Below are 17,412 nucleotides of genomic sequence, written 5' to 3'. Positions count from 1 at the left end.
TTTACCTGATTGTCTTAAAAACCGTTATAAAATACCTATATTCCTAATAAAACTCAAGATATTCTAAAAACTTGTTAAAATTTGACCGCACTTTAATCACTTATAGCTTAATTTTGCTGGGGTTTGTTTTGCTTCTCTCGCCAAGGGGCAACCCAAATTAAACAGAGCATACCCGGCACAGCGAGCCAAAAGCAGAACCAGAAATAATGATAATAGCCGAAATAATCAATTAAAACCCCTGCTTGAGAATTAAATAGAGAGCGAGGTAATGCCGCTAAACTGGTAAATAACGCTAATTGTGTAGCGGTATGAATAGGGTTGGTTTCTCTTGCCATAAATGCCACAAAGGCGGCAGTGCCTAATCCTATACCAATATATTCCGCAGCCACCACAAGGGTTAAAGAAATAAGGGCATAGCTATTGATTTGCTCAAAACGTCCATGGCTTGCCAGCCAAGCAAAACCTAAGATTGTAACAATTTGCACTAAACCAAATAACCATAGGGCTTTATTAATGCCAATTTTGAGCATAATAATGCCCCCTAAAATCCCTGCTAAAATCATGGGCCATAGTGAGGCATTTTTTACCACAATGCCAATATCGGTCTTGCTAAAGCCCATATCTAAATAAAATGGCGAAATCAATGCAGTTGCCATACTATCGCCTAATTTATACAGAAAAATAAAGGCGAGAATACCCAATGCAGGCATAATTCCTTTGCGACTAAAAAACTCTTGAAAGGGTTCAAGTACGGTTTCGCGTAAGGTACGGTTAGGACGCAAAGCCACTTGAGGTTCTTTAGCAAGGCATAAGGTCATAAAAATACCAGGTAGCATAAACAATGCGGTAATGATAAACACTGTATGCCAAGGCAAATGATCGGATAAAATCAAGGATAAAGAACCGGGAATCAGCCCAGAGATACGATAGGCATTAACGTGGATTGAATTACCTAGCCCTAATTCATTATCGGTTAAAATTTCTCGCCGATAAGCATCAAGTACAATATCTTGCGTTGCGGATAAAAATGCGGTTAAGGTAGCAAGTATAGCCACTAAGGTTAAATGCTCCGTTTGTGTTGGTTGCAATAATCCGAAACTGGCAAGCGATATAATTAAGCCCAGTTGGGAAAGCAATATCCAACCACGCCGCCGCCCAAGGGGTAAACTAAAACGATCAAGAAATGGTGACCATAAGAATTTCCAAGTATAGGGCAAGCTCGTTAAGGTAAGTAAGCCAATGGTTTCTAGAGCAATTTGTTGGCTGCGTAGCCAAACAGGAATTAAGGAAACTAAAATATAAAGGGGTAAACCAGAACTAAAGCCAGTAAATACACAAATAAGCATATTACGGCTAAAGATCTGGCTAATGAGGGAAGGTGAACGGGATATCATTATTCGTCTTTATAACCTTGTGGATTATTTTTTTGCCAATGCCAAGTGTCTTTCATCATGGTGGTTAAATCTCGTTCGGCAACCCAGCCTAATTGCTGTTTAGCTAAGGTAGGATCAGAGTAACAAGTGGCAATATCGCCTGCTCGGCGAGGGGCGAATTGGTAAGGAATTTGGATTTGATTGGCTTGCTCAAAGGCGTTTACCATATCTAATACCGAATAACCTTGCCCTGTACCGAGATTATAAATGTGTAAACCTGCATCATTATAATGACGCTCAAGGGCTTTAAGATGACCAATAGCTAAATCTACCACATGAATATAATCACGCACGCCTGTGCCGTCTGCAGTATCATAATCATTGCCAAAAATAGACAGTTTCGGAAGTTTACCAATAGCAACTTGGCTAATATAAGGCAATAAATTATTGGGAATACCATTAGGATCTTCGCCAATTAAACCGCTTGAATGCGCGCCCACGGGATTAAAATAACGCAAGATAGTTAAGCTAAATTGTGGAATAGCTTTGGCAACATCAATCAAGGTTTTTTCCACCATAAATTTTGAGGTACCATAAGGGTTGGTTGTTCCCCCCACAGAGCAATCTTCTGTAATTGGAATAATCTCAGGATCGCCATATACGGTTGCGGAAGAACTAAACACAAAATTCCACACACCCGCTTTACGCATTTCATCAATCAGGACTAACGAGCCTGTTACATTGTTCATATAATATTCAATCGGCTTCTGCACCGATTCACCAACCGCTTTTAACCCTGCAAAATGAATTACCGAATCAATAGAATGTTGTTGGAAAATTTGTTGTAATAACTCACGATCTAACACATCGCCTTGATAAAAATTGACAGATTTGCCCGTAATTTGCTCAACACGCTCTAAAGATTTCGCTGACGAATTAACCAAATTATCTAATACTACCACCTGTTTGCCTGCGTTTAATAATTCAACGAGTGTATGAGAGCCAATATAACCCGCACCGCCTGTGACTAAAATTGCCATAATTGAATTCCTCTTTATACCCAAAATTAGCCTAAATTATCGCATTATCTGTTAGAAAAGAAAGTAAAAATTCATTCTCTTTATGCTAATTTGTGCTATAAATAACTTATCTTAACTGCAAAATGGAGGACATTATGAATTGGTATATCAGTGTATTAAAACAATATGCTACATTTACAGGGCGAGCAAGACGCAAGGAATATTGGTTTTTTTGCTTATTTAATCTGATCATTTCTTTTATTTTAAGTATTGTTGATGGTATGACGGGGACTTATAATCCTGAGCTTGGTGTTGGATTTTTAGGTGGTTTATATGTATTAGCTGTATTATTACCAAGTATTGCTGTAACCGTAAGACGGTTACACGACACCGATCGTTCAGGCTGGTGGATTTTAATTGCTTTTATTCCTATTATCGGTGCAATCGTCTTATTTGTCTTTATGCTCTTTGACGGCACAAGAGGAACAAACCGCTTTGGCGAAGATCCGAAAGGGAATAGTCATTCTTTAATGTAATAAAAGTTAAGATTAATTAAAGTATTAAAGAAAAATCTTTTTCATAATGCTTGAGATAATGTTTGTTTTAGGGCTAATCTATTTTAGCCCTAATTAATGGTTATCAATAATTCAATTCTCTATACAAATCACAACCTTGTTGTAAACCATTATCACAAGCTTTACCAAACCATTCTTTTGCTTCAGAAAGGTTTTGGCGAACTCCCTTTCCATATTGATACATGATACCTAAATTATTTTGTGCTGTGGCATGACCTTGTTCAGCCGCTTTATTATACCATTCTACGGCTTTAAAATAATCTTGTCTTACTCCTTGTCCATTAGCATATATTAGCCCCAAATTAGTTTGGGCATTTAGATCTCATTGATTAGCTTGTTGTTGTAGCTGTTTTATATCATTTGCTTGAATGGGTAAACTGATTAGTCCCAAAAAGCTGATAAGAATAAATATTAAGAAATTAAAGCGTTTTATAATATTAATTAATAGAATTTTACTTTTTTCATTAAATACCTCTTTATATTAGTAATCTATAATGTTTTTTTATTGTTTTTCATCTAAATTGGTGTCATATAGATTATTCATTAACAATTTCTTTCCTTTTGATTTTGGATCTTCGCCATATTGATTATCCCTATCTTCCCCTTTAAGAAAAATAAGAATAAAGCTAACAAAGGGAAGGAGTGTCCATAGGCTATAATAACCACTTTTACCAAGATCATGTAGGCGAGCAATAATACAATAAAATCTAGGTACAGTATAAAAAATGAGAAGAATTATAGCAGTTATAAAAATAATAAGTAATTGACAAGCATAATATTCATAATATAAATAATCAATATTTCTTATTAAACTTAATAAAAAAATCCATATCATAGAACTAAAAAAACATGAACTAATATAGTAAATACCATAATCTAAGCGTCTCATTCTTCCGATTTTCATATATTATTCCTTATTTAAATTAGTATAAGTGAAAGTAGTTATTTATTAACAATTTTCTCTACTTTGACTTTGGATCTTTGCCATATTGATTATCACCAACTTCTCCTTTAAGAAAAAGGAGAATAAAACTAATAATACAACCAGCAATGGGAATAATTGTCCATAGGCTGTAATAACCACTTTTACCAAGATCATGAAATCTGGCAATAATAAAATAAAATCTCATTAATGTATAAATAATCAAAATAATGATGCTCCAGCCAAAAATAATGAATGATTGAAATAAATCAAGTTCATAAAGTGAATTATCAATATACTTTTCTAATGCTGTAAAAAATACCCATAGAAATAAATCAAAAACAAATAACCCAATATACCAAAGACCATAATCTAAACGTCTCATTCTTCCGATTTTCATATTTATTCCTTATTTAAGTGGATATTTAATTATTAGATGAATGTGGTGGAATTGAAGCTATAATTCCTATTATTATTCCAATGGCTGCAGCCCATTCAGGAATAAACAGATTAGCAATACCATAAGCAATCCAGCCTGAGGTTATTCCAACAAACAAATATTTATGTAGAAAAAATGATATTAAAATACTGGTAACAATATAAATAGCCATAATATCTCCTTGAAATTACCAAACTTTATTTTGACATTGGGTTAATAAATGTTGATAAATTTTTTGATTCTGCTGTTCTATATATTGATTTTCTATGGCATTAGCATGGTTCTGAGTAGCATATTGACTAGTGAGATATTGAATATCTTGAAAAGATCCTAACCCCACTTTTCCCATTAAAATACCAGCATAAGCAAGTTGTTCTCCTTGTGTCATATTACCAAAAGGCAGATTTGTAGGTTTTAAAGGGTAGAAACCATTAAAGCCAAAATAATCTTTTAAATCATCTAAAATATATTGCGTATTTGGATTAATAGAGTTAAATAGATAATTTAATCCTGTTGAGCAGTCACGTGGCGATTTATCTTGAATATAGAGCCAACCTAAATTTATTCTAGCGAGATTGGCATTATATTTTCGTATTGCTTGTTTATACCAATATTCTGCTAATTCAATATTTTTCTCAGTACCTAATCCATTTTGATAAAAGTAGCCCAAATTAATGTGATTATGAGAATTAGGCTCTGTTTCAGCTGCTTTAACATAATAGTTAAAAGCCTTAGGATAGTTTTTCTCTTTATAATATTGGAATGCAAGTTCAGTGTTAGAACTACAAGCTGTTACTAAAAAAATTATACTGAGAGTGATAACTGATTTTTTCATTTACCTGACTTTATCATTCATTAGCTTTACATAAGCAAATATTCTACCGTAAAAAAACTATTGAAAACCATTTGGTTTATAAAAACCATAAAGTTTACATTTTCATCTTAAATGCAAGCATAATGCCCACTATGAATATTAGTCCTGAAAAAGAAGATTTTGGGGTCAGATTGCGATTAGCACTGAAAATGGCAAACTTAGCTCATTTAAAAACCAGTGATATAGCAACAAGGTTTAATTTACGCCACCCTGAAGAACCCGTTACTCAACAAGCCGTACATAAATGGTTAAACGGCTTGTCAGTGCCTTCTGCTAATAAGATAGTTACTTTATCTAAATGGCTTAATGTATCGGAGCAATGGTTAAAATACGGTATTGATGATTCAAAAAGCTCAACATCACTTTTATCCTCTTTAGACAAGAAATTGCTTAGTTTATTCCTAAATTTATCTGATCCACAAAAAAAGCTGATTATTCAAATAATGCAAAATTTCAGAAAATAACCTTTACTCTTTGACGGTATAAGAGGTGTAAACCGCTTTGGCGAAGATCTGAAAGAGGAGGGTTATTCTTTAATACAGTCGTTTCAAGTTAAAATAAGATGGGGCTGTATGCCAAAAACAGTACAACGGATAGGACAAGGCGTGTTAACGCCGTATTATTTTAAAGTAGGAAGGCTTATAAATGAAAAATAGACCACATTTTGTGTAAAAAATCGCCTAATAGATAGTCTAGAGCATAGATCAAGGATATATTAATTAAAAAACAAAATATGTTCTAATGTTGAATATGAGAATAGGTACACCATTTTGTTTGAAAGTGCAGAATACAGAGAATAATAACAGAAAACAGGGTTGTTTAATATTTCATCAATAGGATTTTAACGATTGTGATGTTTTCCGTTCTCAGTCCTCTAGACAACAAAAAATCGCAAAAAAACACCGCACTTCAATTCAAAATAGGTATAACCTTATTTTAATTGACTATATTCAATAAATCTTATTAACAACCCAAACAAATCAAACAAAATCACAATAAATCGAGAAATAATTAAATAAAAACTAATTTAATTAGATTTTTTGTTAAATTTAATTTATTTTTATTGGCAATTCAATATTTTTCGTTTAAATTATTCACCCAGATAGCTTGCGATTCCTGATAGGTGGATAAGTAAGCCAATAAACAATAAGCTCCCTTGCTATTATTATGGTATATAGCCAAAGCATAGCGAGAGGCTGGCAAAAGAATTAAATAATAAAGGAAATGTATTTATGTGTGGATTTATTTTTTCGTCTTCAAGCGAAACCTCAGAACAGTTTAAGCGTGGTTACGATGCATTGTTTCATCGTGGACCGGATCATCAACGTTTAGTGTCGGATCAAAGTGGTATTTGGGGCTTTCATCGTTTATCTATTATGGATTTAAGCAACAATGGTAACCAGCCTTTTGAGCATGAAGGTGTTCGTTTGTTATGTAATGGCGAGATTTATAATTATCCACAGTTAAAAACTATGTTAGCCAGTGGCTATCAATTTCACTCTGGTAGCGATTGTGAGGTTTTGATCCCTTTGTATCAGCGTTTAGGCATTGAGATGATGATGAAAATGCTTGATGGGGAATTTGCTATTGTTTTATGGGATAGCCAAAGCGGCGATATTATGGCGGGGCGTGATCCTATGGGGATTCGTCCAATGTTTTATGGTTATGATAAGCAAACTGGTGGTATTGCTTTTGCTTCTGAGGCGAAAGGTTTAGTGCCGTTTTGTCGTGATGTGCAGCCTTTCCCACCGGGACATTATTATGCTCAAGGGCAATTTGTGTGTTATAACGATTTGGCGGATCCGAAACGTATTGTGGAACAAGATGTGGATACGATTGCCATTAACTTGCGTGAGAAATTAGAGGCAGCGGTGCTAAAACGTTTAAATTCTGATGCGCCATTAGGTTTTTTACTCAGTGGCGGTTTGGATTCATCTTTAGTTTGTGCCATTGCTCAACGTCATTCTGATAAGCCGATTAAAACCTTTGCGGTGGGTATGGATACCGATCCTATTGATTTGAAATATGCGAAGGAAGTAGCGGATTATTTGGGGACGGAACATACCGAAGTGATTATGACTAAAGATGAGGTGTTATCAAGCCTAGAAAAAGTCATTTGGCATTTGGAAACTTGGGATATTACCACGATTCGTGCCAGTATGGGTATGTATTTGGTGTGTAAATATATTCGTGAAAATACCGATCTGAAAGTATTGCTTACGGGGGAAGTGAGCGATGAAATTTTTGGTTATAAATACACAGATTTTGCCCCAAGTGCGATGGCATTCCAGCAAGAAGCACAAAAACGTATTCGTGAGCTTTATATGTATGATGTGTTGCGTGCTGACCGTTGTTTAGCGGCAAACTCTTTAGAGGCTCGTGTGCCGTTTAGTGATACTGATTTTGTGGATTATGCGATGAGCATTAATCCAGAACGTAAAATGAACGTATATAACAAGGGAAAATATTTATTACGCCGTGCTTTTGAGGGCTTGGATTATTTGCCTGATAGTATTCTTTATCGTGAGAAAGCGGCATTTAGCGATGCGGTGGGACATTCTATGGTGGATCATCTTAAGGCTTATGCGGAAAGCAAATATTCAGATCAAGATTTAGCACAAGCGAAACAAAAATATCCGCATGGTACGCCATTTACCAAAGAATCTTTACTCTATCGTGATATTTTTGAGCAATTCTACCCAGGACAATCTCATTGGATTAAAGACTTTTGGATGCCGAATAAAGAATGGGAAGGCTGTAATGTTGATGATCCAAGTGCGAGAGTATTGGGTAACTATGGGGATAGTGGAAAATAATTAAAGCATAGTTATCAAATTAATATGACTATATGGTGTGGTCAAAAAACTCTCTCTATTTTGACCGCACTTTTCTCTCTCTCCCTAAGGTAGGTATAACTACCAGAACACAACAAATCAATAAAACCAACGACTTTTACTTTTTACAGGAAGTTAAACTATGCAGATGTTATATGATCCTTCTCTGACACGAGAAAACTGCGGATTTGGTTTAATCGCCAATATTGATGGGGTACAAAGCCATAAGGTTGTGCGTAATGCCATTTTAGGTTTATCCAGAATGCAACACCGTGGGGCAATTTTGTCCGATGGTAAAACAGGCGATGGCTGTGGCTTATCCTTGCAATTACCCGAAAGTTTTTTCCGTACCATTGCACAAGAAAATCAATTTTCTTTAGCTAAAATCTTTGGCGTTGGGCAAATATTTTTGCCACAAGATGAACAAAAAGCCCAAGCCTATATTGCCATTATCAATGAAGAATTAACCAATGAAACCTTAGGCATTGCCGCTTGGCGTGATGTGCCTACCAATCCTTCGGTATTAGGGGCGATTGCGTTGGCAGATATGCCTTTGATTAAGCAAGTATTTATTAATGCACCGAGCGGTTGGCGTGTGCAGGATTTACAACGCCGTTTATTTATTGCTCGCCGTCGTATTGAGAAACGCATTAGCGATCCTGATTTTTATATTTGTAGTTTTTCTAACCAAACCATTATTTATAAGGGTTTGTGTATGCCAAAGGATCTGCCTAAATTCTATTTGGATTTAGCGGATTTGCGTATGCAATCTGCCATTTGTTTATTCCACCAACGTTTTTCTACCAATACTCAACCACGTTGGCGATTGGCACAACCTTTCCGTTATCTTGCTCATAATGGGGAAATTAATACTATTTCGGGCAACCGAGCTTGGGCAAGAGCAAGGGCTTATAAATACCGTACGCCGTTAATCCCTGATTTACAAACCGCCGCCCCTTTTGTTGATGAAAGTGGTTCGGATTCAGCTTCCTTGGATAATATGTTGGAATTATTTGTCTGTGGCGGTATGGATTTATTTCGTGCCATGCGTTTATTGGTGCCGCCAGCTTGGCAGCATAATCCTGATATGAGCGATGATTTGCGGGCGTTTTATGATTTCAACTCAATGCATATGGAGCCTTGGGACGGCCCAGCTGGGATCGTCTTATCCGATGGACGTTATGCCGCTTGTAATCTGGATCGTAACGGTTTACGTCCTGCTCGTTATGTGATTACCCAAGATCGTTTAATTACCATTGCCTCTGAAGTGGGAATTTGGGATTATGCCCCTGATGAAGTGGTGGAAAAAGGGCGGGTAGGACCGGGGCAATTATTGGTGATTGATACCCGTAAAGGGCAACTGCTCCATTCTGATCAAATTGATGAAGAAGTGAAAAATCGCCACCCTTATCGCCAATGGCTTAATAAAAATGTAAAAAGTTTAATGCCGTTTGAGCAAATTGCTGAACAGGATATTGGCAAAGCTAGCCTTGATAGTAAACAGCTCAAGATTTATCAAAAGCAATTTTTATATGATAGCGAAGAATTAGAGGGCATTATTCGTGTACTTGGCGAAAACGGACAAGAGGCTGTTGGCTCAATGGGTGATGATACGCCATTTGCGGTATTGAGCGAACGCCCTCGAGTGATTTTTGATTATTTCCGTCAATATTTTGCCCAAGTTACCAATCCGCCCATTGACCCATTGCGTGAAGCCCATGTAATGAGCCTTAACACCAGTATTGGGCGAGAAATGTGTGTGTTCTTTGAGGCGGAGGGAATGTCGCATCGGGTGAATTTTAAATCGCCGATTTTACTTTATTCTGATTTACAACAGCTACTCAACTTACCGCAACAACATTATAAAGCCGAACGCTTAGATGCCACTTATTCGGCGGAGCAAGATTTACAATCTGCCCTAGTACAGCTTTGTGATCAAGCAGAAAGTGCGGTCAAAAATGGCGCTGTTTTATTGATTATTTCTGATCGTCAAATTAGCAAAGAGCGCCAGCCAATTCCGTCTGCGTTATTTGTGGGCGCAATTCAACAACGCTTAGTCAGTGCTAATTTACGTTGTGATGCCAATATTATTGTGGAAACCGCTGAGGCTCGCAATCCTCATCATTTTGCCGTATTAATTGGTTTAGGTGCAACGGCGGTATATCCTTATTTAGCCTATGAAAGTTTAGCACATATGGTGCAAAAGGGTGCGATTAATAAGCCGTTACGAGAGGTGTTGGCGAATTTCCGCAATGGTATCAACAAAGGGCTATACAAAATTATGTCTAAAATGGGGATTTCTACCATTTCTTCCTACCGTTGCGCTCATTTGTTTGAACTCGTGGGAATGAGTAAGGAAATTACCCAATTATGTTTTCCAAAGATCAGCAGTCGGATCGAGGGAGCAAATTTTGCTGATTTACATCAACAAATTAGCCAAACTCGCCAACGTGCATGGCGAGCTAGCCAAGGGCTTGACGCTGGTGGTTATTTGAAATTTAAACCACAAGGAGAATATCACGCCTATAATCCAGAGGTAGTAAATACCATTCAAGCGGCGGTGAATACGGGCGATTACGAAAAATACAAATTATATCGTGATGCCGTTAATCAACGTCCGATTACTACTCTTCGTGATATGTTACGCTTGAAAACTGAGGATTGCCAAGCCATTGCTTTGGAGCAAGTAGAGCCTGCGGAAAATCTGTATAAACGCTTTGATAGTGCGGCAATGTCCATTGGAGCATTAAGTCCAGAAGCACACGAGGCTTTGGCTACGGCGATGAACCGTTTAGGTGGTTTTTCTAACTCAGGTGAGGGCGGCGAAGATCCTAAACGTTACGGCACCGAAAAAGTGTCTCGTATTAAACAAGTTGCCTCAGGACGTTTTGGGGTTACGGCGGCGTATTTAATGAGTGCGGATGTGATTCAAATTAAAGTGGCACAAGGGGCAAAACCCGGCGAGGGCGGACAATTACCTGGCGATAAAGTTACCCCTTATATCGCACAATTACGCTATGCTGTACCTGGCTCAACCTTAATTTCGCCACCACCTCATCATGATATTTATTCTATTGAGGATTTGGCACAGCTTATTTTTGATCTCAAACAGATTAATCCAACTGCGTTAATCTCAGTAAAATTAGTTTCCTTGCCGGGGGTAGGAACCATTGCCACAGGGGTCGCCAAAGCCTATGCGGATTTAATTACCATTGCAGGTTATGACGGCGGTACAGGGGCAAGCCCATTATCCAGCGTTAAATATGCGGGTTCACCTTGGGAATTAGGATTGGCTGAGGCACAACAAGCCTTAGTGGAAAATAATCTTCGCCATAAAGTCCGTTTACAAGTTGACGGTGGCTTAAAAACAGGTTTGGATATTATTAAAGCTGCCATTTTAGGGGCAGAAAGTTTTGGTTTTGGCACAGGTCCAATGGTGGCATTAGGTTGCCGTTATCTGCGTATTTGCCATTTAAATAACTGTGCCACAGGTATCGCCACCCAAGACGATACCCTACGCAATAACCATTACCATGGTACAGTAGAAAAAGCGATGAATTATTTCAAATTTATCGCTCAAGATGTGCGTGAATTATTAGCACAATTAGGGGTAGAAAAGCTCACTGATTTAATTGGACGTACTGACTTATTAGAAATTATTGAGGGAAAAACCGCCAAACAACGTGGGTTAGACTTAACTAAATTATTGTATTCGCCAAAAGTGCCTGACGGCAGTGCACGTTTTTGTCAAGAAAGCAATCCACCTTTTGATCAAGGCTTGTTAAACAAAGCCATTGTGAATGAAGTACAAGAGGCGTTTAACAAAGGCGAAAGTATCCGAGTGAATTTTGATATTAGTAACCTTGATCGTTCGGTAGGGGCAACCTTATCAGGTATGATTGCCAAAGAATACGGTAATAAAGGAAACAGCACTCAAGTTTTTGATATTAACTTAGTGGGAACAGCAGGGCAAAGTTTTGGTGTCTGGTTAGCTGGCGGCGTGAACCTTACCCTCACAGGCGATGCTAACGATTATGTGGGCAAAGGTATGGGCGGTGGTCGCATTGTGATCAAACCGCATAACGGTGTAGCTTTCAAAGCTGAACAAGCTGCCATTATTGGTAACACCTGTTTATATGGCGCAACGCAGGGCGAATTATTTGCTTCTGGGCGAGCAGGAGAACGCTTTGCGGTGCGTAATTCAGGGGCAAGTGCCGTAGTAGAGGGCATTGGCGACAATGGCTGTGAATATATGACGGGCGGTGTCGTGACCATTTTAGGCAAAACAGGTATCAATTTTGGTGCAGGTATGACAGGTGGATTTGCCTATGTCCTCAATGAAGACGGCAACTTCCCACAACGCATTAATCCTGAATTGGTAGAAGGTTTATCCCTAAGGGAATTACCAATGCACCAAGAACATCTACGCGGTTTAATTTCACGCCATGTGGAGCTAACCCATAGTGCCATTGGCGAACGTATCCTCACAGATTGGGAAAACTTTATTGACCGCTTTATTTTGGTCAAACCAAAAGCCAATGATGTCAATGCCTTACTCGGTCATAAACGCCGTAGCATTGAAGAATTACGCGTGGTTACGCAATAACCTTAACTAAGTTAAATATCAAAGGATTTCTAAGGAAAGTATTATGAGTGAGAATGTTTACCAATTTATTGATTTACCTCGAGTAGATCCACCAAAAATCCCATTAAATGCACGCAAAATAGAATTTATTGAAATCTATCAAGCCTTTAGCGATAGCCAAGCCAAATCTCAAGCGGATCGCTGTTTAGCTTGTGGTAACCCTTATTGCCAAAATAAATGTCCGTTACACAACAACATTCCTAACTGGTTAAGGCTGGCTAATGAAGGACGTATTATTGAAGCCGCCGAATTAGCTCATAGCACCAATAGCCTGCCAGAAGTGTGTGGACGAGTTTGTCCACAAGATCGCCTTTGTGAGGGGGACTGCACCCTAAACGCAGAATTTGGTGCAGTAACCATTGGCAACGTAGAAAAATATATTACCGAAAAAGCCTTCGCTATGGGCTGGAAGCCTAGCGTTCCAGCGGTAGAGGCAAGCGGTAAAAAAGTGGCGATTATCGGAGCAGGTCCAGCTGGACTAGGTTGTGCTGATGTATTAATTCGCAATGGGGTAGAGGTTACCGTTTACGAACGCCAACAAGAAATTGGCGGATTGCTGACCTTTGGTATCCCTGCCTTTAAATTAGAAAAGCAAGTGATGCAACGCCGCCGAGAATTGTTTAGCGAAATGGGTATCCAATTTAAACTTGGTGTAGAAATCGGCAAGGATATTGAATTAGCTGACATTGTGGAACAATATGACGCCGTATTTCTCGCGGTTGGGACTTATCAAGGGATCAAGGCGAATATCCCTAACGAACAAGCTCAAGGGGTATATTCAGCTTTACCATTTTTAATCGGCAATACCCAACATCTATTAAATTTACCAGCCCCTGATTATGTGAGTATGCAGGATAAACGCGTGGTTGTGTTGGGCGGTGGCGATACCGCAATGGATTGTGTTCGCACCTCTGTTCGCCAACGAGCGAAAGCGGTAACCTGTGTTTATCGTCGTGATGCCGCTAATATGCCAGGCTCCAAAAAAGAATACACTAATGCACAAGAGGAAGGGGTAAAATTCCAATTCAATGCCCAACCTGTTGAAATTGAAGCCGATCCTGTTGCAGTGGAAGTGGATAAACAAGGCAAAGTAACAGGCATTAAAATCGTCCGCACTCAACTGGGCGAGCCTGATCAACAAGGACGCCGCCGAGCTGAACCTATTGCTGGCAGCGAAGAAATTATCCCTTGTGATGCTATTATTGTTGCTTTTGGTTTTGCACCACATAGTATGCCTTGGCTGAGTAAAGTGGGGGTTACCACCGATCAACGAGGCAGAATTGAAGCAAAAACAGGCTTAAAACAACAAACCGCCAACCCAAAAATCTTTGCCGGTGGCGACATTACTCGTGGCTCTGATCTGGTAGTAACCGCCATTGCAGAAGGACGCGATGCCGCCCAAAGTATTATGGAATTTTTAGATATTTAGTTTCCATTTCATCAATGTTAGTTATGCTAATCCTTTTCGTGGGGATTAGCATTTTTGTTTCCATTAAAAACTAAACAAAAACTTACCGCACTTGGTTAAAATATAGTCGTTTAAATTTTGATATAAGACAACGCGGTGTAATGGACAAAATGGTTGCTAACAATTTGAGGAAATTATTATTAGCAACTATTTTGTCCATTACTCCAATAAATAGCGAAAGGCTTAACGATAAAAATGAGATTTACAAAAAAGAAAAAACAAAGACCTCATTTTAATAATGCTTAAAGAGGTCTTTAACCAGCCTATTTAGCTAAAGCTCTTCGTAATTGGAGAATTGCTTTTTTCCCTTTTTCTTCAGAAACTTGCTCTAAATTAGCACCACCAACAAAAACGCCCATTTTTATATATTGACGAATAAAATAATTTTTACCTGGTTCAGTATTGATATTTAAATCATTGTTGCTAAATTCCGATTCGGTAGAAATTTTATGTGGGCCTGCTTTAACTTGTTTATAAAAATAAACTTTAGGAGCAGACTCACCAATGAAATTATCATCAATATATAAATTCTTTTTTAATGCTGAGCCAAAATAAGAATCACGGTAGATATAGATACCAGTCATTCCTTTTGGTGGAGTGATAAATTGTTTAGCGACCGCATCGTTTTCGGCACTATCCATTGTTGTTTTAGCACAGCCAGTCAATAATAAAGATAAGCTAATAAATAAAATTGCAAAATATTTTTTCATATTAATCCTTGAAAAAGTCTGCATTAAGCAGACTTTTATATGTATTGTTAGAAGCTATAACGTAACCCCACTTGCCCACCGAATTGTCCAAAATCAGAGGCTAAACGATTATATTCTAGACCTAAGTTTAATGCAAAATTATCAGTAATAGAGAATTGTACACCGCCTAATACACCTATGCTATTACTGGTTTTACGTTCTGTTTCAGGGAAATAGAGATCATAGTCGGTTATTTTGGCGATAGAATATCCAACTCTTGCACCAACATAAGGAGTAAATCTGGAGCTATTACGGAAATCGTAGAAACCACTAACACCAAAAGATTGAATTTTAAAACTTGCCCCATAATCATCAAATTTAGCTTTACCAAAATTAGTATAATCCACTGCAATACGGAAACGCTCAAAGTCGTAACCTACGCTGATACGTTGAGTAAACACTGCTTTATTTGGAAGATCGTTATCTTCTGTATCAACAATATGTAAATTAGATACACCTAAATCCCCTTGTACATAAAAACCTTTAGCACTTACAGTTAAAGGTAATGCTGCTAATGCTGCGATAACAAATAATTTTTTCATAATAACACCTCTTTATAAAATTAGTTAAATGTGTAGAATAATCGGATACCTAAGTTTAAAGGTGTTGGTATTGTAAATTTATCTAAATAAGTCAACCAGTATCAAATAAGGCGTATAACATACCGATTTCATCATTAACATTGCTCAAATTGTGAGGGTAAAAATGGGATTAAAAGAAAAAATCAGAATGTTTCGAGAGCTACATCATCTCTCACAAGAAGAAATGGCAAATCGTATGAATATGTCATTAAGTGGTTATGCAAAATTAGAGAGGGGAGAAACCAAATTACATTATGATAAATTGGTACAAATTGCTCAAATTTTTAATATTGATGTGGTAGATTTAATTGATTCCCAAAAAGGCGTTGTTTTTTGTATGAATGAAAATAGTGACTATATTTATACTAATTATCATAATACTAATGACTCGCTTGCCTTTGAAAATGAAAAATTAAAATTGCTTATTGTTCATAAAGATGAGCTTTTAGTGCAAAAACAAAAAGAAATTGAATCCTTACAAAAAATTATTCAATTATTAGAACAAAAATAAAAAGTGTGGCAATTCTATATTGTACTTTTTATTATAGTTTTTCTAGTTTAATATAAGCAAGACGACATACCAAATGCGTTCCAAAATAGTGGTAAGACATGAGCAGTAGAATACTTATTCTTATAAGTTTACCCCCTTTGTTTCCTTAACCCAATATAAGGCAAACAAACTTAATAAGGCATTAAGGGTTAAATAAATACCTACTGCCATTAAACCATAATGGGCATTTAGTGGTAAGGTGACTAAGGTTGCTACGCTTGCTCCGAGAATACCTGCTCCGTTATAAGCTAATGAAGCCCCTGAATAACGTGCAGAGGTGGGGAATAATTCAGGTAAGAAACTGGCAAGAGGTCCGTATCCCATACCGATAAGTGCCATGCCAATCATTAAAAAGTAAAATAAACTTGTGGTTGTGCCGTTGTTGAGGAAAAGCGGTAAAACTAACCCAAAGAGGGCGACACCAAGGGTTGTCCAGATTAACCAACTACGGCGTCCAAATTTATCAATGGCAATGCCTGATAATAGTATTGAGCCTGCCAGTGCAATGGCGCTACACATTAATAATGTGGTAAAGATTTGTGGGGAAATACCTAATCCCATAGGATAGCCTGCTGGCGATAAGGTGGCAGGGGATTTGGCATAAATTTGGCTAAAAGCGATCATAATATAGAATAACACATAGCCTGCCACGCAAATTAATAGTCCTAAAATCAGTGGTTTATAATGACAGGTAAGTACTTGCCATATTGGAAGTTTTACGGGTTTATGTTGTTCTAATGCTGAGAGAAACACTGGGGTTTCCACTAATTTTAGTCGTACATAAATGCCGATGCCAATCAATACCACAGAAAACAGGAAAGGTAAACGCCACGCCCATTCTAGTAGGGCTTGCTCACCTAGGGTGTAGCTGATGAGTAAAAAGGCGGCATTTGCAAGCAATAAGCCAATAGGGGCACCAAGTTGGGGGAAAATGCCGTACCAACCGCGTTGTTGAGCTGGGGCATTTTCAATGGCGACTAATGCTGCTCCTCCCCATTCGCCCCCAAGCCCAATGCCTTGCCCTATGCGACATAGGCATAACAATAGCGTTGCCCAAATACCGATGCTTTGATAAGTGGGCAATAAACCAATGCAAACCGTTGCACCGCCCATTAAGAGCAAGGACATCATAAAGGTTTTTTTGCGTCCAATGCGATCGCCAAAATGCCCGAAAATCACAGCCCCTAAAGGGCGAGCGACAAAAGTTAGGGCGAGGGTAGAAAGTGCCGCTAGTTGATTGGACATAGGATCGCTACTAGAAAAGAATTGCTGATTAAAAATTAATACCGCAGCAATGGCATAAATATAATTATCAAAATATTCAATGGCTGTGCCGATCATGGTGGCACTGGCCACTTGGACTTTGCTATTTTTCTGTGGCAT

At 37.9% G+C, this 17,412-nt stretch carries 16 protein-coding genes; 6 read left to right on the top strand and 10 right to left on the bottom strand.

Annotation, left to right across the window (positions count from 1 at the left end; translation table 11 throughout):
* Positions 1-107 precede the first annotated feature (107 nt).
* Positions 108-1,394, bottom strand: a complete 1,287-nt coding sequence (locus A6A20_RS04135; protein WP_279572278.1) for an AmpG family muropeptide MFS transporter — start codon at positions 1,392-1,394, stop codon at positions 108-110.
* Positions 1,394-2,413: a UDP-glucose 4-epimerase GalE gene (galE, locus tag A6A20_RS04130; RefSeq protein ID WP_279572277.1), complete on the bottom strand. Its 1,020-nt coding sequence runs from the start codon at positions 2,411-2,413 to the stop codon at positions 1,394-1,396. Before galE ends, A6A20_RS04135 begins: the two co-directional genes overlap by 1 nt.
* 134 nt (positions 2,414-2,547) lie before the next feature.
* Here galE and A6A20_RS04125 point away from each other — a divergent pair, with 134 nt between their 5' ends.
* Complete coding sequence (locus A6A20_RS04125; protein ID WP_279572276.1) at positions 2,548-2,928, top strand: DUF805 domain-containing protein; 381 nt, start codon at positions 2,548-2,550, stop codon at positions 2,926-2,928.
* 103 nt (positions 2,929-3,031) lie between these two features.
* Here A6A20_RS04125 and A6A20_RS04120 read toward each other — a convergent pair whose 3' ends face one another.
* From A6A20_RS04120 to A6A20_RS04100, 5 genes are all read right to left on the bottom strand, one after another.
* Positions 3,032-3,268 carry a tetratricopeptide repeat protein gene (locus A6A20_RS04120; RefSeq protein WP_279572275.1) on the bottom strand — a complete coding sequence of 79 codons (237 nt, stop codon included), beginning with the start codon at positions 3,266-3,268 and terminating at the stop codon, positions 3,032-3,034.
* Positions 3,269-3,469: 201 nt separating this feature from the next.
* Positions 3,470-3,871 carry a DUF805 domain-containing protein gene (locus A6A20_RS04115; RefSeq protein WP_279572274.1) on the bottom strand — a complete coding sequence of 134 codons (402 nt, stop codon included), beginning with the start codon at positions 3,869-3,871 and terminating at the stop codon, positions 3,470-3,472.
* A 58-nt stretch (positions 3,872-3,929) separates the two neighbouring features.
* Positions 3,930-4,289: a DUF805 domain-containing protein gene (locus A6A20_RS04110; protein WP_279572273.1), complete on the bottom strand. Its 360-nt coding sequence runs from the start codon at positions 4,287-4,289 to the stop codon at positions 3,930-3,932.
* A 25-nt stretch (positions 4,290-4,314) separates the two neighbouring features.
* Positions 4,315-4,500: a hypothetical protein gene (locus tag A6A20_RS04105; protein WP_279572272.1), complete on the bottom strand. Its 186-nt coding sequence runs from the start codon at positions 4,498-4,500 to the stop codon at positions 4,315-4,317.
* 15 nt (positions 4,501-4,515) lie between these two features.
* Positions 4,516-5,163, bottom strand: a complete 648-nt coding sequence (locus A6A20_RS04100; RefSeq protein WP_279572271.1) for a tetratricopeptide repeat protein — start codon at positions 5,161-5,163, stop codon at positions 4,516-4,518.
* A 131-nt stretch (positions 5,164-5,294) separates the two neighbouring features.
* Here A6A20_RS04100 and A6A20_RS04095 point away from each other — a divergent pair, with 131 nt between their 5' ends.
* From A6A20_RS04095 to A6A20_RS04080, 4 genes are all read left to right on the top strand, one after another.
* Positions 5,295-5,666 carry a helix-turn-helix domain-containing protein gene (locus A6A20_RS04095; protein ID WP_279572270.1) on the top strand — a complete coding sequence of 124 codons (372 nt, stop codon included), beginning with the start codon at positions 5,295-5,297 and terminating at the stop codon, positions 5,664-5,666.
* Between the two features lie 768 nt (positions 5,667-6,434).
* Positions 6,435-8,018: an asparagine synthase B gene (gene asnB / locus A6A20_RS04090; protein WP_279572269.1), complete on the top strand. Its 1,584-nt coding sequence runs from the start codon at positions 6,435-6,437 to the stop codon at positions 8,016-8,018.
* 160 nt (positions 8,019-8,178) lie between these two features.
* Entirely contained in the window at positions 8,179-12,642 is a 4,464-nt protein-coding gene (gltB, locus tag A6A20_RS04085; RefSeq protein WP_279572268.1) for a glutamate synthase large subunit, read from the top strand.
* 43 nt (positions 12,643-12,685) lie between these two features.
* On the top strand, positions 12,686-14,110 hold the full coding sequence (locus A6A20_RS04080; RefSeq protein WP_279572267.1) for an FAD-dependent oxidoreductase: 1,425 nt from the start codon (positions 12,686-12,688) through the stop codon (positions 14,108-14,110).
* Between the two features lie 302 nt (positions 14,111-14,412).
* Here A6A20_RS04080 and A6A20_RS04075 read toward each other — a convergent pair whose 3' ends face one another.
* Together A6A20_RS04075 and A6A20_RS04070 are read right to left on the bottom strand one after the other, a co-directional pair.
* Positions 14,413-14,859: a DUF2846 domain-containing protein gene (locus tag A6A20_RS04075; protein ID WP_279572266.1), complete on the bottom strand. Its 447-nt coding sequence runs from the start codon at positions 14,857-14,859 to the stop codon at positions 14,413-14,415.
* Between the two features lie 47 nt (positions 14,860-14,906).
* On the bottom strand, positions 14,907-15,440 hold the full coding sequence (locus A6A20_RS04070) for an opacity family porin (protein WP_279572265.1): 534 nt from the start codon (positions 15,438-15,440) through the stop codon (positions 14,907-14,909).
* 163 nt (positions 15,441-15,603) lie between these two features.
* Between A6A20_RS04070 and A6A20_RS04065 the strand changes: the two genes are divergently transcribed.
* Positions 15,604-15,990 (top strand): helix-turn-helix domain-containing protein, encoded by a 387-nt coding sequence (locus A6A20_RS04065; RefSeq protein WP_279572264.1) that lies wholly within the window; start codon positions 15,604-15,606, stop codon positions 15,988-15,990.
* Between the two features lie 120 nt (positions 15,991-16,110).
* Here the strand turns inward: A6A20_RS04065 and A6A20_RS04060 are convergent, their stop codons facing one another.
* The gene (locus tag A6A20_RS04060) at positions 16,111-17,412 is read right to left on the bottom strand and encodes an MFS transporter (protein WP_279572263.1); all 1,302 of its coding nucleotides are present in this window, start codon (positions 17,410-17,412) and stop codon (positions 16,111-16,113) included.

It is taken from the genome of Volucribacter amazonae (assembly GCF_029783845.1).
In the GTDB taxonomy this organism is placed as follows: Bacteria; Pseudomonadota; Gammaproteobacteria; order Enterobacterales; family Pasteurellaceae; genus Volucribacter; species Volucribacter amazonae.
Note: the sequence above shows the minus strand (reverse complement) of the source record. Positions and strands in the feature narration are given on the sequence as shown.